A 21,748-nucleotide genomic window follows, 5' to 3' on the forward strand; every position below is an offset into this window, starting at 1 on the left:
CTTCGCAGGCGCGGGCTTGGGGTCCCTTCAATTGTTGATCTAAATACTCTATCTGGAGGTTGTGATGCCGAAATATCTCGTCGAAGCCACGTACAGCGCCGAAGGCGCGAAGGGCATCCTCAAAGCCGGCGGTACCGCGCGCCGCAAGATCGTCGAAGAAACCACGGCCGAGGTCGGCGGCAAGCTCGAGGCGTTCTACTACGCCTTCGGCGAGCGCGACGCGATCATCATCGTCGACGTTCCGAGCAACGCGGCTGCCGCGGCGCTATCGATGGCGGTCAATGCGACGGGCGCGCTGCGCTCGAAGACGACGCCGTTGCTGACGCCCGAAGAAATCGATACCGCCGCTAAGGACCACGTCGTGTATCGGGCACCGGGTCAATAACCGGCTTCAATCGCTGCGCGATCGCGTCGGGCAGCGATCGCAGCGTCTCGAGGATTTCATGGCTGACGTCGGTCGCGCGCACGCCGAGAAGATCGAGTGCGATGGCGACGCCGTGTGCGAGCTGCGCGATCGCGACCGACTCGTCGGGCGCGTAGGGTTCGCCGCTGGTCTTGGGGCCGAGGACGAGCGCGCCGGTGAGGTGTCCGCGCGCCAGCATCGGATAGGCGAACTCGCCGGTCAACGCCGTGTCGGTGAGATGCAGATCGACCACCTCGTGCGACGCGCGCAGGGTGACGACGGCGGGATCGTTCTCGCCGGCGTCTCCGTATTTGCCGTTGCGGTCGTGCAGCGCGAACTCGACCGAGGACGCATCGGCGTGCCGCTTGAGCGTTTCGGCGGCACGCTCGACCACGACGGCGGCATCGGTGATGAACGTGACCTCGCGCGCGAACTGCTTGAGCGCGCGCTCGTCTTCGTGCCGTTTGCGGAAGAAGACGTTGTCGACGAACTGATCGACCCGTTTGTGTATCTGATGCAGCGAGAGCCCGAGTCCGAGCGCAATGGCTGCGCTGACCGCAACGTTGGCGACGCGGCCGGCGGAATGCAGCCAGCCGCCCAGCGCCCATTCGAGTAAGGTGAACACGCCGACGACGAACAGCGAGACGCCTGCGAATACGGCCGCGCGATTGAGGACGAAACCGACGTCGAGCACGCGGCGGCTGAGCAGCGCGTAGAGCAGCCCTAGCGGCGCGGCAAACCACGCGAAGTTGAGAATCCAATAATAGAGCACCGCGTTGGTCGTGAAGTACGACTGAAGGGTGGCGATGCCGAAGATGTAGAGAATTGCGAGCGATCCGGTTGCCCAGGCGACGCGCGTTCGCTCCGCGCCGTTTGCGGCGCGCACGGCGACGATCGCAGACAGCAGCGCCAGCATCGACGGCCCGGCGAAGGCGGCAAACGACGCCACCGGGTGGTTCGCGAGCCACGCGCGCACGTCGAGCGTGCCAAACCACAAGCCGGCGATCCCCAGCAATCCACCGGGCCCCGGCCCGGCTTGCGCGGCACCGGTCCACAGCAGCGCCGACAATCCAGCGAGTGCGAACGCGAGCGCAGTGAGCACGCGTCGCGCGCGGGAGATGGGCCTGCCAAACAGCAACGCATACGCCGCCAGCAGCGCGACGCCGGCGCTGAACGCAAACTGCGCGATGACGTTCAGGATCGCATCCAGCTCTACCCACGGCGTCAGCCAGCCGTTGATCGGAAAGAGATTCTCGCTGAGGTTGATGAGAATCAAGGTCAGCGAAAGGAGGCGGACTTCCGGGTTATCGGGACGGCGCGCGATCAAGACGGCCGCGATGCACAGACTCAACGCCGATCCGAGCCAAAATGCCCAGTTGAACATCCACTGGTAGATGCGGAAGAACGCAATGTTCGCATACGGCTCGGGCGTAACGGTGAGCCATCGCAGCACGCCGTTGCGCATGATCGGCAATCGCATCGGCATGCCGGCGAGTGGTTCGTTGCGTAACCAATAGCGCGCCTGGGGCGTCATTGCGCGAAGGTCGATCGCGTCGCCGGGCCGGACGCCGCTTCGATCCGCAACCGATCCCGGCACGACGGCTTCGAACGCGTCGAGAAACGGCGCGCGCGTAATTGGAGTGGAGAGGGAGCCGCCGAAAATATCGCCTTCCAGCGCGTACGTCGCCCACGCGCCCTCGGCGACGGCGAGCAGTCCGAGCATACTCAGCGCCAGCAGCACGCGCTGCCATATACGCGGTGTCATCTAGGTCGCCGATGCCGCTTCATTCCAGCGGCGCTTCGCTAGGCGGCGCTACGTTCCATTGGGCACGCAGACGGCGTAGCTGATGACGTTCTCGCCGCCGGCAAAGACCCACCACCCGTCGCTGCCGACGACACCCGGCGTGCTGGTGCCGCGATGCTGCTGCACCGGCGGTCCCGGCCACTGCGACGTGCCGGTATTGCCGCCGATCACCGAAAACCCGGTGCCGCACGGCGAATAGACCTGCTTGGGATTGAGGCTGGTGTTCCACCTCGGAAACGTCGCGATGCCCGCGGCGCCCTTCCCGCACGACGCGCCGGCACTCGCACCGCCCTTGACGAAAAACGCGTTGCCGTTTTGCGTGTAGGTCTGCGAGATTTGCTGGCCCGAGGCGGTGATTTTCGCAAAGCCGCTGATGAGCACGAAACCGGACGGACACTGCACCGTGGCAACGCCGCCGCCCGACGGGCGCAGCAGCCACTTAAAAAGGCCCTTTGTCCCGGATTTCACGACGCACGACCCGATCGCGATGGCTTTCACCGAGTTGCTGCTCGGTTGAACCCACCAGGTGTTTTTGGTCGGCTGTCCCCAGCCGATGCCGACCGCGCTGCCGTCGACGCTGCTCGACGCGCCGCCGATCAAGCGATACCCGTTGGGGCATTTCACGCCGACGGTTTGCCCCGCGGCGCCCGTGTTCGACACCCACACGAATTTCTTGACGGTCAGGTGCGGCGACAGTGCCGCATTGTTGGCAGCCGGCATCGCGTTGGATCCATTGGATGGACCGCCGCACGCGTTGAGCACGATCGCCGCCATGAAAAGACCGATGCGCCAGTTTTTCATGGGCGTCGTACTTCTCCGGCGCAAACGGACATTCCGGCTACCATTGAGACTAATCTCGCAACGAAACTAATTGGGGTTTTCACGTGTAGTTAGATATGAAAAATGCTTTTCAAAATAGGAAGAAAGGAGGCAATATGAGTTTCTACAACGGCATACCGATTACGGCCGTTAGCATCGCGCCCAGCGTGTCGATGCCCACCGACTCGACTTCCCGGCGCTCTGCCGATGAAGACGCGCGTATCAACGCGACTAAAGCAGCAGCTCTACGGCTGCGCAAGTAAACGGTCGAGGAAGGCGCGCCGCGCTCCAGAATCCCGGGGCATGCGGCCGATCATCGTAGCGCTTGGCACCCTGGCTTTGGTCACGGCGTGCAGCAGCGGTTCTCCCGTTCCCAGCACCTCGCCCTCGGACAACGGCGCGACGTATACGTACGCGAGCACTTCCTACGGCGTCACGCCGGGTCTAGGTGGACAGCCGCTGCCGATTCCGACGTCGAGATCGACCGAGCAAAGCGTCATCACGACCAACGCCGGCTTCGGCGGCATGCACGGCTTGATCCAAATCGCGCGGACGCCCATAGGCTCCGCTCGCAAATTGACCTCGTATGAGTATTATGCGATGCCGAACGACAACGGCGTCTCGCAGTTCGAGGAAGTCGCCGCCCGCGGCGTGACCGATTTCGCGTCCGGCAAGGAGCGTTTCGTTGAAAACGGGACGCTGACGTTTACCAAACCGTTCGTCGTGGTCGAGTTGCCGTTTTCGGCAGGGCGAACGTGGAGCCGCAGCGCGGCCTACGACGGCACAACCGATGAGACGTCCCAACACCCCGCAAACCTGCACCTCAGCGGTCGGACCGTTTTCAACGCGGACGGTTCGCACTCGTCCGCGGGGTCGGGCGAGGAGTTGGGCAAGGTTTTTAACGGCAGCACCGTGCTTGCGAGCGACGGTGCGTATCACGACCAATTCCGCCTCGGCTCGTGCCGGCAGAAGCTCGACGTCGGCGTTCCCGTGATGAAGTCGGGGGCGTACGTCATTCCTTACGCGACGTCTGCAAAGGGCTGTTCGTCGGCTCCTACGCCGGTTGCGACGACGCTCCCGGATTGGTATCCGGGCGGCGCGCTGCCGCCGTCACCGCTGCGCAGCGCCAACGCCAGCGACATGGGGGCGGCGGCGATTCCCGCAAGCTGCGGCGTCGCACCGTCGATTGCGACGCGCGGTGAAAAGATCGTCGTTACGGTAACGGAGTTCAACCCGTTAGGCAACGTCAACCACAGCGTCGAGACGAGCTACTATGCGACCGGTATCGGCCTCGTGTGCAGCGAGGTCGAGACGATCTCGCAGGAGTATGCTCTGCAGCCGCCGGTATACGAGGGACGCGGCGTCATACACACCGTCCGCAGGTTGATCGGCTACACGAAGGGCAGCACCGTGGGCGCGCCGCTTGGATTCGGCGGAGTGCTCCAACCGCGTGCCGTGATCGTGGGTGTCGGGGGCGCTCGCGTTCCGTAATACGTTTCTCATCGTCGGGGCCGGCTTCGGTTGTAGAATCGCAGTATGCGACCCGCACGCGTCGTCGGACTCGTCGTGTTCGTGCTTGCCTTTGCTCTCGGGCAAGCGCGCGCCCAACAAGCGTCGTCACCTTCGCCGCAAGCTTTTTATTCCGCCGCCGTGGATTCGATGCGCGCGCTGCCGCAGCCGCATTACCTCACGTACATTATCGAGGGCCAGGGCGACAACTTAGGGATCGATCTCACCGTCATCAACCATCTCGTCTGGCTTTGGATGAGGACGGGAACGGATGGGTCTCCCGCACTGTGGTCCATCCGGCACCGGACCGACGACTATGCCTCGGAGATCACCGGCGGAGCCGAAGACCGGCTCGTCAGCACGCGCGCGTTCTTCGATCCAACCTGGTATGGTGCGTTTCGCGCGCTGCGTGAGGGGATGCTCGATTATCAAAAACCCGATCCGTCGGTATCGAGCTACGCGACGCCGACGCCGGGGCCGCCCAGCGATCTGCGCACGATCGCCGTCGTAGAAGTGATGGGCAGCAGCATCTACAGCGTGGTCGACAAAGGGCCCGCGACGTGCAGCGACGGTGCGCCCGGCCACGCGCTGCATTTAATTCCGCGCGACCGCGATCCGCGCCATCAACTTGCCGACGTCGTCGTCAACTTGCACAACATGCACTTCTGCACGATGCGTTTCAACGCGTCGGCGCCCGGTTTCCGAGGGTCGGTCGAGCAACACTACAGCACCGTCGGCGGCTATTGGCTGCAGACCGACGGCATCATCGAAAGCGGCGTTCGCACGTTGGGCATCATGACCGGCCACGGCGTGTGGCGCTACCGTCTCGATCAGATGAGTTTTCCGCGATCGATCCCCGGCGAGGCGTTCGTCCCGCCGTATTATCAGTAAACCTAACGTTCAGATACTCGTCCCGCTGTCGAAGGTGAGGACGAACCGAACGCCGCGGTAGGGCAAGCCGAAAAGCTCCGACGCTTGATCGAAGGCGTTGAGGTCGCGGCCATACTGATTCTCCGGCTGATATGTGCCTAGGCCGATGTAGCCATAGTTGGCGGCGACACTATTGAAGACGTTGTTGATGCCGAGCGTCAGCGTGAACGGCCGCGAGGTCGCGGAAATGCTGGCATCGGCGTACCAGAAGCCGCCGCGGTCGAGCCAGTTCCCGGGACCGACGTAATGCGAATCGAACGAGCCGCTCATCGCGCCGCTGTGAACGTCTAATCCGACGTCGGCAGTGTGGAGCGGCGATTGCCCCGTTTGCCCACCGTCGATAAGCGTAACGTTATTCCTCATGAGGCTCTTCTCGAGGTTGAAGTAGAACTCCGACTCCACGTTATAGTCGGCCGAAAGATCGAGAAAACGCGTCAGCCGCGAATCGAGCGAGAGGACGATCCCCCGGTAGTGTGCTTGCGCGGCATTGTACGTGGTTCCGACGGCCAGGTTCGCTTCGGTTGGGTTATTGTGGCAGAACGCGTCGATCTTGTTCAGATAGCCGTTGATGATGCTCGCCGGAATCTGCGAAAAGCCGGTATCGGTTAGCGGCAGCGTGCCGCCGAGTAAGCCGTTCCATTCAGTGGCATCGTACACGTCGGCTTGCAGGTTCGTTCCCGAAGTGAAGCGGTGCGCGTACGTAAGGTCGGCGTCCGTCGCGGTCTCGGGTTTGAGATTGGGATCGCTCACGCCACCGATTGCGTTTCGTGCGCCCGGACCGCAGACCGGGTTGAAGCCGGAAACGTCGGAGTTGAGGCTTGGCAGTGCATACAGCAGCGCGGGATCGGGTTCGCTATACGAATGGCCGCCGCTCAAGCGCAGCGTGTCGTTGTTGGTCGGACGATAGACGTACGCCAGACGCGGATCGAAGTTGGTGACCCGCGTGTTGTTGGAATGCTGGAACCACAAGTCGGCAAAAACCGACGACCGCCCGTTGGGGGTCCACTGATCGCTCGCAAAATAGCTCGTGCTGCTCAGGTGAAAGTCTTGGAACGGTACGATCCCCTGCAGCGGATTGCCAAAGATGTCGGTGGCTTGATTGAATGAGTCGCCGGTGTGCGCCTGATGCTGAAAGTACAGGCCGAACGACAGATTGTTTTTGGACAGCGGCAGTTGATCGGCGACCAGAAATCCGTGCGTGAGAAATCGATCGCTCGAATAACCCCCGATTTGGGGTCCCGGCGGCGAGAAATCGTCGGTGGCGTAGTTGTCGATGAACCCGTCGACCAAGAGCTGCGAAATACCGATGCTGCGCGTCAGACGGACGTGATAATCCTGGTCGCGGTTTGCGGTAAAGGAGTTGGGGCCGCCGCCGGCTGGTCCGGCCGTCATGGCCGCGGCTTGGCTTGCCGTAAAACAGCCGAAGCCGCCCGGCCCGTTATCGAGAAACGCCACCGTATCGTAGCAGACTCCGCGTTTTCCGTCGGGCAGCACGACGCTCGTCTTTTCGCGCGAGGCGAGTTCGAGCCCATATTCGTAGAGGTTGTACGGATAGGGATTGTAGTCGTTGTCGCCGTTGCCGGTATGATCGACCCACGACGTCGCAATGTAGGCTGTCGCCTCAATGCTCGTCTTATTGTCGAGGCGGTACGTGAACTTGGCAAGGTCGTTGCGCAAATCGTAAGCGCCGCTCACCGCGTAGGTGTTGGCCGCGACATTGCCCGACGTGACGTTGGGATAGCCGTTGGCATCGGCGCCGAGCAATCCGCTTTGCCTGACGAGCTGCGGGCTGTATAAGCCGCTCGTCCCCTGCACGCCGAACGCGAGCGCATAGCCGAGATTGCCGGTCGTACCGGTCGCCGACCATTCCGTGAGCAGCTGGTCCTGATTGCCGATGCCCTGCGCAACGATGGCGCGCGGTTCGCGGGTCGGATCGAGCGTCACGAAGTTCACCGCTCCGGCGATCGTCGAGACGCCGTACAATCCGGTCGCGCCCGAGCCGAACGTAACGCTCGCATCACGCAGACCCCAGAACGGCGAGACGGCGTAGTTGTAGCCCGCGCCTTGCGCGCCGATCGGACCGATCGGGTGCCCGTCGAGCAGCGTCGCGGTTTCGGTTGGATCGAAGCCACGGATGCTGATCGTCGCGTCATCACCGACCGACGATGAACTGGCATTGGACGTTACGCCGGGCAGCGTTCCCAACAGATCGCCGGCGCGCAAGATGTCTTGTTGCTGCATCACCCCCGGGTTGGCGTACTCGGTCACGGTGCTCGAGCTCGCGATCGTTTTGGCGGCGCTATCGACGTGCGCAATGGTTTGCAACGCGTTCGTTCCGGGTGTCAGCGCGGTGCGAAAGACGAAATCGGCCGTCCCCGGTGCGATCGTGACGCCGATGACGCGCTGCTGTTGGTAGCCGCGCGCGATCACGGTGATTTGGTAGCCGGCCGGGGCGACGCCGCGGAATTCGAACGAGCCGTCGCCCGCGGTCGAGGTCTGAGCGATCGTCTTTTGGCTAGACTGCAAGAGGATTGTAGCGCTGGGAATCGGCAGACCGCTGCGCACGTCGAAGACGCGGCCGTGAATCGTGGTCAGCGTCGCGCCGAGTGCGACTGGTGAAAAGAGGATCACGACAAGCGCCACGCGCGCGACAAATGAGGACGTGCTCACCTCGTGAAGCGTACGCCCGCGACTTTAAGTCGAGATTATCGCAGCCTAACGGTCGTCACGCGCGAGCAAGAAGCCGCTCGATCTCCGCTTCGTCCAACAACTGCGCGGCCGCAGCCGCATCGTCGAAGATGCCGGCCGCGAGTGCGCCTTTACGTTCCTGTAGATCGAGAATACGTTCTTCGACGGTGCCGACGGTAATGAGTTTATAGACGAAGACGGGTTTGTGCTGACCGATGCGATGCGCGCGATCGGTCGCCTGACGCTCGACCGCGGGGTTCCACCACGGATCGTAGTGGATGACGGTGTCGGCGGCGGTGAGGTTGAGTCCCGTGCCCCCCGCCTTGAGACTAATCAAGAACAGCGGCACCTCGCCGCTTTGAAAGCGCCGTACCGGCGTTTCGCGATCCTTGGTCGTGCCGCGAATTTCCACGTACTCGATGCCGCGTTCCTCGAGCTCAGGTTTGATCAGATCGAGCATCGACGTGAACTGCGAAAAGAGGAGCACGCGCCGGCCTTCGTCGATGAGCTCGGGCAGCATCTCGAAGAGCGCCTCGAGCTTGCTCGAGTCGTGCACGTTGCGCGCGGCCGGGAGCTTAACCAGCCGCGGATCGCAGCAGACCTGGCGCAGCTTGAGCAACGCGTCGAGTACGACGATTCGGCTGCGCGCCAGGCCGCGGCGCTTCATCTCGGCGCGCACGCGCTCGTGCATCGCCAGGCGAATCGTTTCGTAGAGATCGCGCTGCGCGCCGTCGAGCTCCACGCGCGTAACGATTTCGGTCTTGGGCGGCAGGTCGAGCGCGACGTCTTCCTTGGTGCGCCGCATCAAGAACGGCCGCAGCCGCGCCGCCAGCAACGCGCGGCGCGCCGTATCGCCGCGCTTCTCGATCGGCGTGCGAAAGACGCGCGCAAACTTCGTTCGCTCGCCCAGCAAACCCGGGATGGCGAAGGAGAGGATCGACCACAGCTCGTCGAGATGATTCTCGATCGGCGTACCGGTGAGCGCGAGGCGCTGCACAGCGCGCAAGCGCGCCGCAGCCTGCGCACCCTTCGAGCGAGGATTCTTCACGAACTGCGCCTCGTCGAGCACGACCATCTGCCACTCGCGTTCGGTCAGGCGATCGGCGTCGCGGTGGAGCAGCGCGTAGCTCGTCAGCGCGACGTCGCTGTCGTCGATGTGGGAGTAGCGCTCCGCCCGATCGTTGCCAGAGAGCGAGACGACGCGCAGGTGTGGCACGAAACGCGCGATCTCGGCGCGCCAGTTCGGCAGCACGCTGGTCGGCGCGACGATTAGCACCGGTCCGCTCAATCGCCCGCGCGCCTTTTCGATCGCGAGGTGAGCCAGGAACTGGACCGTTTTCCCGAGGCCCATGTCGTCGGCGAGCACGCCCCCCAAGCCGTGACGCCGCAGCAGCTCCAGCCACGCCACGCCGTGCGTTTGATAGGCTCTGAGTTCGCCTTTAAAGGTGGCCGGCAGCGTAACCGGTTCGTGCTGCGCGCTCGTCAGCTCGTTCAGCGCGGCGCGCAACGGTTGCGTTGCCGCCGACCAGCGCAGCGGCAGCGCTGCCTCGATGGCGCCCATCGCAGCGACGTGCGCGGGCGTGAGTTCGAGCCGGCCTTCTTTATTGAGCGGCGCATCGAACAGCTCGACCAGCGTCGAAACGATGCGCCCGATGCGCTCGGGCGGCAGCGCGGCGAACGCGCCGTTAGGCAGCCGGCCGTAGAGCGTACGAGCGTGCGGGCCGCTCAGCTCGGCATTGAGTTGTGCGATTGACTGCACGCCTAAGGTTTGCAGCGCGTCGACGACCACCGGCAAGAGCGAAACGCGTTTGCCTTCGAGATCGATGCCGATGTCGAGTTCGAACCAGCGGTTCTCGCTCGCGACGATCTCGGCGTCCCAGGCCGCGTCGTCGATGTGCACGACTTCGTACGGAAAGGTCGGATCGATCTCAATCTGCCAGCCGCGCTCGCGCAACGCCGGAACGGCGTCGTCGAGAAAGCGCACCCAAGATCGTTCCGCCGCTTCGAACTGCGCCTGCGGCCACGCGATGGAGCGCAAGCCGTACTCGGCCAGCGTCGCGCGCGCGGTCGCTTCGAACGCAAGCCGCCGCGGCCACATCGTTACGATACCCTGCGCGTTCGTCTCCTGAAACTCGAACGTCGGCTCGTCGGGACGGACAGTCTTGTCGCCGTAGGCGAACGAGAGCTCCGCAATCGCCGGATTGCCGCGCAGTAACAAACGCACGATGGGATCGCGTTCGATGACGTTGAGCTGGGCGTCGGACTGCGGCGGCGGAACGGCGTGTGCGATCGGAATGCGATGCCACATCGTGTGCGCGCGCCGCGCTTGCCGTGCGTTCAGCGACGGTGCGAGCGCGAGCGCGCTAGCAAGTTCTGGCGTGATGCCGAGATCGATCGTGCCGGCTTCGTTGTGATCGGGGTCGGCGTACCAAAGCGGATCACTCGGCAACAAGCGCGCCGACGGACGGCCGTGGATGCCGGCTCGCTGCCGCCGGTCGATGGGGTCGATGCGCCACGTGAACTTCGCGTCGCCCATGTCGGCACGCTGCAAGGGTGGATTGTTGGGCGAATGCCAATGTACGCGGCCAGTGGCGAGCAGCAGATCGAGCAGCGTTGCGAAGAGTTTTGGCGAGAGCGTACCGAGGCCGGTCAGGCCGCTGACGCTCGCGAGCCGACCGATGGTGCGATCGACCGGCGTCGTATAGCGTCCCGTACCTTGGCCGAGATGGGCGAGCTCGATCGCGCGCCCCATCGAGCGCTCGCCGTTTTTGAGCAGCGTCGCGACCCGCGCGATCAACTCCACGCGCGGAACGTAGTACGACTCGCGCACGTCGAGGAGATAGATGACGTACTCGCGCCGCGGCGCAGTGGACTCGAAACGCTGCGCCGTGATCGCTTGCAGCCAGCTATCAACGGCCCCGTCGGCGGCATCGCGAGCGCCGCCCTCGGCGGCAAGGATCGCGGCCGCCGCTCCGTGCTTGCAGTTACGGCCGATAGGGCAGTCGCAGGTGCTGCGAAGCCGGCGCTCGCCCTCGCGCCACTCGATCACGACTTCGTATGGGAGCGCCGACGTGCCGCGCACCGATGCTTCGATGCGCCCGTTGCCAGCGGCCGCGTCGAGCCGCACCACCCGTCCGCTGCGCGCGTAACCCATCCCGCGCGTAAACGTCGTCGGATCGAAGGAAGCACGTGCAATGTCAAGTGTAAAGCGCAACCTTCGTTGTTACGACGTTCGGCACGCCGTCCCATTTGCGGCATTCCGCACGCGGGCGAAGCGACTAGCCGCGTCGAAGCGTCCAGTGTATAGTTTAGGGTTTTTCAAGATCGTTGCTTGAGCCGCTGCGCCTGACCCCTTACATGCGAACTAAGCCAAGCACGCATTGCATTTGGCTAGTACTCGTAAAAATATGCGTAACCGTGCGTCGCTGTCCATCCAAGTGCAGGGGATAGGCTGTAAATAGGCTGTACGCCGAAGTGTTGCGTACGCACTGTCAACCATTGCTGCACAAAAGCGAATGGAGTTAACATGAGCGTCGAGTCGGCATCCCTTGACATCACTTCTACTCCTGATTATCAAGGTGCCATCTTTAAGTCGCTGCTTAGAATCGAACGGCTCCTAGCCCAGATTTTAGCAAATCCCGGTACAAGTTCCCACACGAAGCTAACGATGCCGATCAATGAGGCGGCGCGATGCCTTGGAGTTGGACGTTCAAAGCTCTACAAACTCGTGAGGACGAGACAACTTCGATCAGTACGCGTCGGAAGACGACTTTTGATTCCGACAAGTGAGTTAGACGACTACGTGCAGGGGCGGATCTAGTTATCGCTTGCCGCGGCTGGTGACGGAGCAGCCTACTGGCGAGCCCCTGACGTCGATAAGCGGTGCATCATAGTTCGCACGATTCAGCCCGGAGTAGGCGCCTGGCTGGCGATCGCCTCGGCCATCAGCTGGGAGACGAGTGGGTTGGGACTCACGTAGTCCGCGTTCTGGTGGCGTACCTCGACTCCCAAAGCAGCTCCGAGAGCAGACGCGATGGCCGTGGAACGGCTAACGCCGGCTTCACAATGCACGAGAAGCATCTTCGCGTTGCGGCATCGCCGCTGCACGAAATGAAGCGTCTCATGTGCCATTTCAATTGTGAAGACGACGCGGCTGTCCTCGTAGTCTCGGTCGAGATCCAGAAAGCGTAGATCGAGTCGCGCGACGAGATTTCGGCTTCTCAACGTCGGCGCGGGGCTATCGGGATCGCAAATACTTATGATGGCAAACGGCTCCTGCCAGGAAAATTCCTCGGCGTAGGCCCGCGATGTCGAGAACACATGCTCCAGCATCAGGATTTATTTCGGCAAGCGTTTGCGAAGCCGATCTGCGATCGCTTTCGAGTAATCGTCAACTTCGGGTACATCGAGCCAGCGTGCTCGGCGTTGCTCGTAGAACAGAAGCATTCGAAGCCCGTCCGTACTGGACACGTCAAGAGTTTTGCGGTGCTTGGCGAAGAGTTCCTTAACGAGGTTGCATGCGCTGGCAAGTTCGTCCCCGAGGACTTTGTAGCCGTCGAAACTCAGCGCGAAACGAACGAACGGTTCGTCCCAATGCTCCGGAGTAGACGGGACATCATCGCGCTTTAACCCTCTACTCGGGATTCGCTCGATTTCCACCGCTACGGTACCTCCCGTAAGCGCCTTATCTCGGCTGCGATGCCGGTCCAATATTCGGCTGGCGGCGCCGGGCCACCCGGATTTACCGGATGCTTCGCCACAACGAATACGGCGCCCGCGTTGAGCACGAAGTCCGCGGTCCATGGATCGGCGATCATTTTCGTCTGAAAGCAGTTCTTGCACTCGTCGCCACAGCCTATGACCTGCCAAGACGGGCGCAACTTCCTGCCACCACCGTACATGATGACGAACTGCAACCGATTGCTTTGCGCCGCCTTCTCGCGTATTTTCAACGCCCGCGCCGCTCGGAAGCTGTCACGAAGCGCCTGTGCGTCAGACAAACTATTCATAGCCAGCGCTGACATTTCTATAACGCACGTGTCTGAATCGCGTCGCCCCCATTCTGTCGCCTGACACTTGGCGATCGAATCGTTGTCAGTCTGCCTGCCTTCGTAGGCGAGGAGAAGGCGAATTAACTGTCGCCACGTACCTTGCATCGGAACGCGCTTACGCGGGCCGGGCACGAACAAATCAAGGCGCCCAATTTTCTCGTGGTGATCGAAGCAATCGATGAGGTCCCCGCTCTGCGGACCATCCGGGCACAGTTCCCGCCAGGCCGCGCATCGCGCCGCGAGGTTGTCGCCCTCCCTTTTCGCCCTTCCCGGTTCGGGACCGATGAACCAGTACGGCGCGCTCCACTTTCCGTAGCCGTACGAATACTCGGCGGCGAGTTTTATTACGTCGTTATCCACTGTTTTGACCCTTAGCTCTAACTTAAGCTAAGCAGCTGCGACGGCGGCTTTCCGCTGTTCCATCCGTCTTGCCGAATGCCCAGGCTTGATGCACTCACGCTCTTCAGCAGGCTCGAACGCTCGTAGCGCATCGGCCCATCATCGGGCGCGACGCGGAACGAAGAGTATCTTATTTGGTACCTTACGCGTCACGCTAGGGAGCGTTACACTCGAAGCGTGAAAGGACCCGCGTTCTTCAATGCTGACGGAAAAAGCTCGAAAACTGCGACGCTGCACGGCACACACGAGGTTCGGTGTTCCCTGCCGCGCGTATTCCGTTCCCGGTTTGGAGGTCTGCATTGCGCACTCGGCGTGGCGCTCTCGCGGCCGCGGTTCGAAACGCCCACCCTTACGGTTAAAGCGGTGGGCGTGCCGCTGCGAAGCGTATCAGTGGCCGCATAGGCGAGGTTCCGGCGTTTGCCGCTGGCCAGATCCACCTGGGGCACCGTGTCCAACCGTTGCGGGGACTCGCCGATCCCCGACGGCCCGAGCGCAGGCGAGTACCCAGCTCGCGGAGTCTCGTCGATTCGCAGCCCCTCCGAAACCTTTCCCAACGATTCCAGCTCCGATCCAGCCCTCGGTGGTATGCATTTCAATGGGGAGCCGCAACAGGCGCTCGTTGGTAATCTAAGAGCCTGTCTGTGGGTTGATTGCAGGCATTAAGTCCATCGCTGTGGTCGAAGGGTTGCGCACCCGCACGCCTCCCTTCGACATTTGCCAGCCTCTATTTGGGTAGACCACCTACGCCGCCGGGCGGCCGCGCTTGTGACAGGCCCGATGCACCAGGCGGAGGTTGTCGAGTTCGGTGCGACCGCCATCCCGGTGGGGAATCGGATGATGGTCGATCTCGACTTCGTCCGGGTCGACGATGCCTCCGCACTCTCCGCAACGCCATTTGTCGCGCCCGCACACTTCTGCAGTCACCTCGGCGGAAGCAAAGCGACGATCGTCGAGTTGCACGCCGAAAGTCTCCGGTGGCAGCTTCTGACGCCAAAACAGGTAGTTCGCGAGTAAAGCCTCCTTGCTCGTACTCCGTGCCCGTCCGTCGCGCCCTTCACGCGCGGTCGGATCGTCGAGAACGCGCGCCGCATCGATCGCCGCCGATGCAACAGCCTTTTCGGAGATCTTCAGTCCCTGGCGCGTGGCATCGTGTATGAGCATTGAAATCGCGGCCATGTCCAGACGTCGAATCTTCTTGACTTTGGGCAACCAGCGGCGCACGGTGTCGAAGAACGTTGTCGTCAACTCGAGAATCTTCCGGAACCTGGCTGCGATCTCGCCATCTGGGTCGAAGTCAACGTGCTCATGATACATGCGGTCAAGATCTCGTGCACCGGTTCGGGGGTAGTCGCTCTCCGCACGTTCACGCGCAAGGAAAATGAGCAACAACTGCGCACACAATTGACGGTCCGCGACATACGGATCGCGCAGATCGTCGTCGTCCAGGCGTTCGAGTCCGCGCTTGTCGGTTAGCGCGAATAGCCGCACCGCAGGGTGCTTCGGCCATTTGCCGGCGAGCCGGTTTACGAACGGTCCGATCCCGCCGGGGAACGCGTCCCGTTTCTCTTGAGCCGTTAGGGCCGTTCCTTGGTTCAAGCGGATGAAGATATCACGTACTTCGTCAGACGTCGCCTCGGACACGTAGTACGCGACAAGTTCGGAGTTGTCAAACTGCTCACGCATCTCTGGAGACAGCTCGTGATAAAAGCAGTTCGCCCAAGGTGCTTCGACCTTCACGAGACTGCGTGGCAGTTGCAGATCGGCGACCGGCAGCAGCTTAAAGTCGCCCTTACGATAGCCGCTGAGCGCGAGCGTCCTTTGGTAGCCATCGATGATTTCGAAGCTGATTGTGCGGTCGCCGTCGAGCGACGCGCCTTCGCGCTTGCGCAAGTAAAACGGTGGTATAGCGTATCCGCGAAAGATGGAGTCCACGAACCACTTCTGTTGTTTCGCGTTCCATTTTTCGCCGCGTTGGTACTCTTCGTTTGGACTCACGCTTGCGTTTGCGTGAGCTTGCACGAGTCGATCGACAGTCATGTCGTTGCGAGTGATGATCATGGTTGCTCTCCGGTTGGGTTGCGCCGCCGATGCGCGGTCGACGGCGCGGTGGGGCTCGAGCAGGGCATCACTATAGCATGCGCGCGCACGCGGCGGAAGGGGGTCGACGCGCGAATTGTGGTCGGCGCGCGCGTGCGTTTTTTGCACGATGCCATATGAGTTTTTCATCAATCGAAATAACGTGATTGCAGTCTGCGTTTTGGCAGAAATATTGCTATCAAAACGATTGGATCTATTTAGTAGATTCTTCAACGCACACGATTCAAAGTCGGGGCAAAGGCGCATTTAGCCGATTCTTCCACGATTGCAGAACGCGGCAGCTTGGAAGCGGATTGGTACTCCGTCTTATTTGCATAAACTAGGAAGCTTGGATTTAAAAATACGCGCCATTTAAAAAAGTCGGATAAAAATATCCACCATTTTTTTGCTTTATCGAAATAAAGCCAACGAAAAAGCCTGGAAGAACCATTCCCGAGGAAAACTTTCCGGTTTGAAATCGATTCTGGTACCTATATTTAGAGAAGAACCCCGGCAATCCGGACCCGTCCCGAGTCGGGGAAAACCCCCGGTGGCCGCTCAGCCGGGGCAGGGCGCGGTCAGCGGTGGGGCGCGTTCCTTTGCCTCGCATTCCGAATCGGACGGGCCACGGCGACGTAGTGGGTTGGGTCGGCGCTTTGCGCGAGGCGGGAGGCGACATGAACGGCGGGGGACACGAATGATAAGGCAGGCCCTCGACTCGAGCGAAGGGGCTCCCTAGCTAGCGATAACATTTATTTCTCGCCACTTCATTCCAGCCCTGAAGGGGCGCCCCGACACCTTGTTACTATCCAGCTTTGAGATAACGCCTCACCTGCCGCGCGGGCTTCACCTTCAGGGGAGGATAGAAGATCGCCCCGGCCAAGACGAGCGCCGGCCGATAACGTAACCTAGTGCCGCACATCGTCCTGTGTTAGCCCCGGATTAGCACGGGGCCTTAGCGGCATGGTTTCAACTTTCTCTCACTTCAAGAGGCGGCAATGCCTAACAGATTTCTCTTACAAAGGCTCGCCGGTATTCAGGCAGCTCTCGTAGGCGCACATCAGGCGAGCTCCGGAATGTCTTCAAACACGACAGGGGCCGAGCGGCAAGAATTCATAGAGTCGTTCTTGAGGAATGTGCTGCCCACCATATACAGATTTGGAACGGGGGATGCAACGGATCTAAATGGCGCGATTAGCGGTCAGCTCGACGTAGTCGTGGAATCTCCATTCGCGCCGACGTTGCCGAACGTTGGGCTCGGGTCCACCCGTCTGTACCTAGCGGAGTCTATAGCTGCGGTTATTGAGGTAAAGTCCGATATCAGTAAACAATGGACGCAAGCCATAAAAACAGCTGCAAAGCTTGCTCCTCTCCGCCGAACCTATACCTCATCGATTAGAATGACTGACTCAAGCATCAGACTCGGCGCTGGTCCTGTGACAACAACGGACGCAATTCCGCTTTTTGTCGCTGCATTCACGGGCTGGACGACCATGGCTTCTTTAACGAGTGCACTAAGTGGAGCAGCGGATATATCCGGGATCTTGATCATCGATGCGGGCTTATTTGCTAGCTCTTCCGCGTTTGGAGGAGTGACGGCAACGGGACCGTCGGCCTTGTGGGAGCTTATCTGCGCTCTGGATGCGGCCGTGAATAAAATTCAAATGGCATCAATAGAGCCAAAAGCGTATCTTAAGTAACGCCGAGAAAACGCGTCGCAGGATCCGCCAGGACGCCGAGTACGGAACTTCTGAATCGATAAAGGGTTAAAAGAGAATCAATTCGCTAACTTTGGTACAGCAGGTTTTATGGGGCCGCGTCGTTGGCGCGTTTCTGCGAATCTTATTGGAGCCGTAGATATGGATTGGGTCTTTCAGTGTAAGCCGAGCATCTATGATTTGCGAAAGTTACTAGCAAATGGTATATCGAGTGATTGGTGGCGGATAAACCAGCACGCAAAACTCATGACTCCTGGCGACCGAGTTTACTTTTGGGAAAGTGGAGACCACGCCGCATTACTCGCCATGGGGCAAATCGTCTCCGAGGTCGATCCTGAGAATCCCTCTGGTAGATTCGGTTCGGTCGACATCATCTACGAGTCGAAGCTTGAGCCTCCCATTCCCCGACAGGAGGTTCTACAGGATCCCATTTTAAGTCAGTTTCGAGTGTTTTCTCGCATGGAGGGCACAAATTTTCCGATTCGAGATAGTCGCGTGATCGAAGCGAAAGGGACTTGTGACCGGGACGCGTTCCGTATGGCGATCGGTCAGCTCGTGGATTACCGCCGATTTATGAAGGCGCCGCCATGTGCGATTCTGCTCCCCGAGAAGCCAAATGACGACCTACTAAGCCTCGCAAAGGCGGAGGGGATCGGCATCATTTGGCCATCTGACGAGGGCTTTGAAAAGACCTTACACTTATGGTAGATACTGCTTCCGGTGGTCTCGAGTTTAGCAAGAAGGTGAACCCAAAATCATCGCCGATAGACACCATGTCGCCGGCGCTAACCGTCCGCGACGTGGCAGCGCGCCTGAACTGTTCCGCACAGCATGTGCACACGCTCATTCAAAAAGGGGCGCCTCGTGGCGTTTAACATCGTCACTGAGCCAGTAAAAACGAAGGGGATCTGGCGGATCCGACCAGAGTCGGTTGCTGCGATCGAGAACCACAAAATCTAGTGGGAAACTATCGGAGTGACGGCGCGTGATTGGCTAACGTAACCGCTTCCTATCGAGAGCAGTCTTACCTAACGATAACTCCCCATTCTCGACATTCCGATCCCTCGAGAAGATATCGCTCCGGCGCGCACCCTTGCCTGCAGCCCCACGATGACTTCAAAGAGATATATTGAAATGCGCGGGCGTTGGGGTCGCGGATTGTATTGACTGACGGACGACGGAAGTCAGAGCTAACATAAAGGGGGTAGCAATGCCGCGGCAGCGACGGCGTTCCGCAGAGACATATCGAAGCGCTTCTGACCTCCCTCGTGAGGGCGCAGATAGTCTGATGAAAAGCCTGGTGGTTGGACTTCCACGAGATCTAAGGAGTGACGTGCTTCGTGCCTATGAAGCGCAACTTAGTTCACTCGCGTATACCCTGACCAACAAGGATCTTAGTCGCAGAACCCAGCGACAAGTTGAAGAACTTAGTATTGTTATCGCGCTTGCAGCATTTAATCGTTTAATTATGCTCCAGTTTCGCGGCTTTGCCGAGTTCGGAAGGACCCTAATTCGCAGACACAACGTTTTGAGTGTGGCAGTAGGGCGCGAGCAGGTGGAGCGGCATACGTTTGATGGACTTCATGACACTGCCGTGGCTTTTCAGCAACGCCTCATGCTTTGTAAAATTCCAAAGTACATGCTCGAGTACCCGGATGTCCCTTCGCTGTTAGAGATGTACGACGCGCGTCTCGGCCGTACACCACGGGCCACCTGAATGCCAGCTAGTCATGCTTTTGTTCCCCTTGATGAGATAAAGTCTGCCGTTAACGCGTTTCTGTCTGAATATGGCACTCGAATTGCGCAACACACTGACAAAATAGGCACCTACGCCGAAATCGCGGCGTATCATAGTGTGATAGAATTCTATCGCAAGTCGCACTTTAGGTGCGGTGTCGAGAACGTTAAGCAAGGCTTATTTAGGTACAAATTGACGCCTACGGGTAACCCGAGTAATTTTTCGTACTTTTCAGTGAGAAAAAGTGGACGAGTGTATTCCGTGCTAACTAACGTGTCTGTGGAGTCCGCGCACGCAGCTCGACACTATTTCTCGGCGGACATAGTCGTTGCTGACGATCAGAGCGTCCAAATGCAACGAGGTCCAGACAACCTTGAAGTAGGAATTCGTCGCTCAGTGTTCTTCGTGCCTAATGAATCGCTGCGTACGTTCCTCGAAATAAAGAACATGTCTCCATTCCCTGAACTGCTGTTTTCGTTTTCTGGACTGCTGTTCGAGATGATGCCCGATATTTTCTTTAAGAAGGTAGCATCGCGGAAAAGGATTCACATAGCTCCGTCGCTTGTCTGCTCATTTGCAGGATCTGGACATGCCAACTATATTCGGAGAACACTCCTGCAACGCTGGCACATAAATATCTTCACGGATTTTCTAAGCAAACGCGCTCTTGAGGGCGAAGATCTTCGAAAAATTGCAGATCGAAGACTTAAACCAAGGTCGTTGGGTTGAGCATGCTTGGCCATGCGCCATTACTTGCCCAAGGCTCGATTTGGGCGCTTTCTCAAAAGCGACCCTCAAGAACCGGTTCTCTAACGAAGCGATAAGGCGATGGGAGAAATCCGTGACTTAATGAACGACGCCGTCGCTTTAGTACGTAAGGCGCTGCCTGTCGCGGTCGTGGACGCGCCCGGGGAAAACGGGATCTTGTGGTGCAGTCCTAGCGCGAGTGTCGTTCTAGAGGAGCAGCAGTCGAGACTTCTTGTTCAAGCTCTGAGTCCGCAACTCGACGCAGCCATCGGATCTCCGGCGCCATTCTCTGCGAGCGATCTCCCAGCCGAGGTGGCATCGGCTATTATTTTGCGGCTTGCAGGCGAATGGCAAAAGCCACCGACCGTGCAAGCAGTATCAAAGCAGTCAGCTCGCGGAACCTGCGGCGCGGATACTAGGGCTGGGCTCGATACAGGGATTCTCGTTACACAAAAGCGGGTTGAGGAGACCCACTACTGGTTACGAGACCAAGTAGGTCCGCTCATATCACCGGATGACGACCCAGCCGCGGCTATGGTTCAGCGCTATATCTTTTATCTTTCTACGCTCGTCGATACCGCGCAATCGTCAACGGCGTGCCTTGCGGTTCATAGACTTGATCGCGGCGTGACAATGATCCAGCGAACGTTGGCAGAGTATGCAGTTAGAGCTCGATTTGCGGTAAGCCATCCTGACCACACTCTCTGGCGGCTAACTATTGCTGAAGCTCTGGATTTCGAGAAGCGCCTAAAAGATGGCGGCGCGGATTCAAGGTCCATCGCGGCAGCGGAGGCTGCTAGGATTCAGACCGAAGCTCGTTTTGCCGCCGTCGGTGAGCTTGCCAAGAAAGCGCGCTGGAAAGATCTGCAGTTTAAGACGATGTTCGAATACGTAGCCAGCGCAGATCAACATGCGAGCCTATACCGCTGGCCGAGCGCTTTTATCCATGCAGACCCAGCCGGGATGCGGGAACTCTTTCAGTGGGATGCTCATGGTTCCACGGTGGTCGTTCCGGATCTAAGCGACGAGGACATAAATACTGATCTTGTCGACGCCACGCTCATGCTTGTCGAATTTCTCCGCGCCTTTCGAGACGCTTTTCCTGGCCTTCACCAAAGCGAAGAGGCAGCATCGCGAATATCCGAACTGGACCGCGAGAATAGGGTGCACACCCTGCGGTTCCCCAAGGATCGGCCGGCGATATACTTGGAGCAGGTTCGATCGGAACTCGGCCTAGCCCAATCATCTCCCCACAACAATCTGTAAGGAGAGGGCTTTTGACCTCGATTAATACAATTTTGGCTCTAGTCGGGAGCGCAGCGGTAGGCGCAATCGTCACGCTACTTGTTCAGCGTAGCGGAGACTATTTTACTCGGCTCGGTAAGGAGCTCGCGATCCTGCGACGGGCTCGGGCGAGCCTTCAAATGCTCCTTAGCTCCGTTGAGAACACTAGTTACCTCTTTCCAGATGACGGTTATGATAGAGCCGCCTTTGATCGAACGTTCGCGCTATTCTTGGGCGAGGACGTTGCAGCCATTGTAGACCGTTTTGACGAAAAATTTTATTGGAGGTTGGGGGATATCGAGCAGCACATGGCCTTGGTGAATCGCCTCGTCGGGCGATACGAACGCTTTAGGGACAGATACGTGGGGAATGCCCAGCAACTTAACGGTCTTATTGAAGAGCTCCGCCGACTGCACGGAGATTGCCGAAAGGAACTCTATGAGATCCTAGCGTTTGTCGAAGCCTTGCCAAAACGTGCACGTTACGCGCCGTACCGGGCCTACGGCAGCGGATCGGCCGAAGAGTGGCTCGAAGATGACGAGCCCGTTGAATAACCGAGTAGTTGAGGTCAGCGTGTTCGTG

General features: G+C 59.8%; 17 protein-coding genes. 9 read left to right on the forward strand and 8 right to left on the reverse strand.

Going from position 1 to position 21,748, the window contains the following annotated elements:
* Positions 1–64 precede the first annotated feature (64 nt).
* The gene (locus VGG89_07470; GenBank protein HEY1976365.1) at positions 65–385 is read left to right on the forward strand and encodes a GYD domain-containing protein; all 321 of its coding nucleotides are present in this window, start codon (positions 65–67) and stop codon (positions 383–385) included.
* Here the strand turns inward: VGG89_07470 and VGG89_07475 are convergent.
* On the reverse strand, positions 348–2,168 hold the full coding sequence (locus VGG89_07475) for a hypothetical protein (protein HEY1976366.1): 1,821 nt from the start codon (positions 2,166–2,168) through the stop codon (positions 348–350). The two genes, VGG89_07470 and VGG89_07475, sit on opposite strands and share 38 nt — an antisense overlap.
* 48 nt (positions 2,169–2,216) lie before the next feature.
* The gene (locus VGG89_07480) at positions 2,217–3,008 is read right to left on the reverse strand and encodes a hypothetical protein (GenBank protein HEY1976367.1); all 792 of its coding nucleotides are present in this window, start codon (positions 3,006–3,008) and stop codon (positions 2,217–2,219) included.
* Between the two features lie 134 nt (positions 3,009–3,142).
* Between VGG89_07480 and VGG89_07485 the strand changes: the two genes are divergently transcribed.
* The 3 genes from VGG89_07485 to VGG89_07495 are packed head-to-tail and all read left to right on the forward strand — an operon-like array spanning position 3,143 to position 5,426.
* Positions 3,143–3,289 carry a hypothetical protein gene (locus tag VGG89_07485; GenBank protein ID HEY1976368.1) on the forward strand — a complete coding sequence of 49 codons (147 nt, stop codon included), beginning with the start codon at positions 3,143–3,145 and terminating at the stop codon, positions 3,287–3,289.
* A gap of 40 nt (positions 3,290–3,329) precedes the next feature.
* On the forward strand, positions 3,330–4,517 hold the full coding sequence (locus VGG89_07490; protein ID HEY1976369.1) for a hypothetical protein: 1,188 nt from the start codon (positions 3,330–3,332) through the stop codon (positions 4,515–4,517).
* A 45-nt stretch (positions 4,518–4,562) separates the two neighbouring features.
* Positions 4,563–5,426 carry a hypothetical protein gene (locus VGG89_07495; GenBank protein HEY1976370.1) on the forward strand — a complete coding sequence of 288 codons (864 nt, stop codon included), beginning with the start codon at positions 4,563–4,565 and terminating at the stop codon, positions 5,424–5,426.
* 9 nt (positions 5,427–5,435) lie between these two features.
* On the opposite strand, the gene VGG89_07500 is transcribed toward VGG89_07495, so the two are convergent.
* From VGG89_07500 to VGG89_07525, 6 genes are all read right to left on the reverse strand, one after another.
* The gene (locus VGG89_07500; GenBank protein HEY1976371.1) at positions 5,436–8,135 is read right to left on the reverse strand and encodes a TonB-dependent receptor; all 2,700 of its coding nucleotides are present in this window, start codon (positions 8,133–8,135) and stop codon (positions 5,436–5,438) included.
* Positions 8,136–8,190: 55 nt separating this feature from the next.
* A complete protein-coding gene (locus VGG89_07505) occupies positions 8,191–11,367 on the reverse strand; it encodes a DEAD/DEAH box helicase (protein ID HEY1976372.1) in 3,177 nt (1,058 codons plus the stop codon).
* A 689-nt stretch (positions 11,368–12,056) separates the two neighbouring features.
* On the reverse strand, positions 12,057–12,485 hold the full coding sequence (locus VGG89_07510) for a hypothetical protein (GenBank protein ID HEY1976373.1): 429 nt from the start codon (positions 12,483–12,485) through the stop codon (positions 12,057–12,059).
* A 6-nt stretch (positions 12,486–12,491) separates the two neighbouring features.
* Positions 12,492–12,812 carry a hypothetical protein gene (locus VGG89_07515; protein HEY1976374.1) on the reverse strand — a complete coding sequence of 107 codons (321 nt, stop codon included), beginning with the start codon at positions 12,810–12,812 and terminating at the stop codon, positions 12,492–12,494.
* A gap of 2 nt (positions 12,813–12,814) precedes the next feature.
* Positions 12,815–13,564, reverse strand: coding sequence for a hypothetical protein (locus tag VGG89_07520; protein HEY1976375.1), 750 nt, complete (start codon positions 13,562–13,564; stop codon positions 12,815–12,817).
* 780 nt (positions 13,565–14,344) lie between these two features.
* Complete coding sequence (locus VGG89_07525) at positions 14,345–15,913, reverse strand: DUF262 domain-containing protein (GenBank protein HEY1976376.1); 1,569 nt, start codon at positions 15,911–15,913, stop codon at positions 14,345–14,347.
* A 764-nt stretch (positions 15,914–16,677) separates the two neighbouring features.
* Here VGG89_07525 and VGG89_07530 point away from each other — a divergent pair.
* From VGG89_07530 to VGG89_07550, 5 genes are all read left to right on the forward strand, one after another.
* Positions 16,678–17,379: a DUF6602 domain-containing protein gene (locus VGG89_07530; protein ID HEY1976377.1), complete on the forward strand. Its 702-nt coding sequence runs from the start codon at positions 16,678–16,680 to the stop codon at positions 17,377–17,379.
* 159 nt (positions 17,380–17,538) lie between these two features.
* A complete protein-coding gene (locus VGG89_07535; protein ID HEY1976378.1) occupies positions 17,539–18,105 on the forward strand; it encodes an EVE domain-containing protein in 567 nt (188 codons plus the stop codon).
* A 625-nt stretch (positions 18,106–18,730) separates the two neighbouring features.
* Positions 18,731–19,114: a hypothetical protein gene (locus VGG89_07540; protein HEY1976379.1), complete on the forward strand. Its 384-nt coding sequence runs from the start codon at positions 18,731–18,733 to the stop codon at positions 19,112–19,114.
* An 870-nt stretch (positions 19,115–19,984) separates the two neighbouring features.
* Positions 19,985–21,148, forward strand: coding sequence for a DUF5677 domain-containing protein (locus VGG89_07545; protein ID HEY1976380.1), 1,164 nt, complete (start codon positions 19,985–19,987; stop codon positions 21,146–21,148).
* A 248-nt stretch (positions 21,149–21,396) separates the two neighbouring features.
* The gene (locus VGG89_07550) at positions 21,397–21,720 is read left to right on the forward strand and encodes a hypothetical protein (protein ID HEY1976381.1); all 324 of its coding nucleotides are present in this window, start codon (positions 21,397–21,399) and stop codon (positions 21,718–21,720) included.
* The last annotated feature ends 28 nt before the right edge of the window (positions 21,721–21,748 follow it).

Source organism: Candidatus Baltobacteraceae bacterium, from assembly GCA_036488875.1.
In the GTDB taxonomy this organism is placed as follows: Bacteria; Vulcanimicrobiota; Vulcanimicrobiia; order Vulcanimicrobiales; family Vulcanimicrobiaceae; genus JAFAHZ01.

Excerpts from the sequence above, each read along its gene's own strand:
- VGG89_07480 (HEY1976367.1), bottom strand. The coding sequence starts at position 3,008 with ATGAAAAACTGGCGCATCGGTCTTTTCATGGCGGCGATCGTGCTCAAC.
- VGG89_07485 (HEY1976368.1), top strand. The coding sequence starts at position 3,143 with ATGAGTTTCTACAACGGCATACCGATTACGGCCGTTAGCATCGCGCCC.
- VGG89_07470 (HEY1976365.1), top strand. The coding sequence starts at position 65 with ATGCCGAAATATCTCGTCGAAGCCACGTACAGCGCCGAAGGCGCGAAG.
- VGG89_07530 (HEY1976377.1), top strand. The coding sequence starts at position 16,678 with ATGCCTAACAGATTTCTCTTACAAAGGCTCGCCGGTATTCAGGCAGCT.
- VGG89_07510 (HEY1976373.1), bottom strand. The coding sequence starts at position 12,485 with ATGCTGGAGCATGTGTTCTCGACATCGCGGGCCTACGCCGAGGAATTT.
- VGG89_07545 (HEY1976380.1), top strand. The coding sequence starts at position 19,985 with ATGAACGACGCCGTCGCTTTAGTACGTAAGGCGCTGCCTGTCGCGGTC.
- VGG89_07495 (HEY1976370.1), top strand. The coding sequence starts at position 4,563 with ATGCGACCCGCACGCGTCGTCGGACTCGTCGTGTTCGTGCTTGCCTTT.
- VGG89_07535 (HEY1976378.1), top strand. The coding sequence starts at position 17,539 with ATGGATTGGGTCTTTCAGTGTAAGCCGAGCATCTATGATTTGCGAAAG.
- VGG89_07475 (HEY1976366.1), bottom strand. The coding sequence starts at position 2,168 with ATGACACCGCGTATATGGCAGCGCGTGCTGCTGGCGCTGAGTATGCTC.
- VGG89_07490 (HEY1976369.1), top strand. The coding sequence starts at position 3,330 with ATGCGGCCGATCATCGTAGCGCTTGGCACCCTGGCTTTGGTCACGGCG.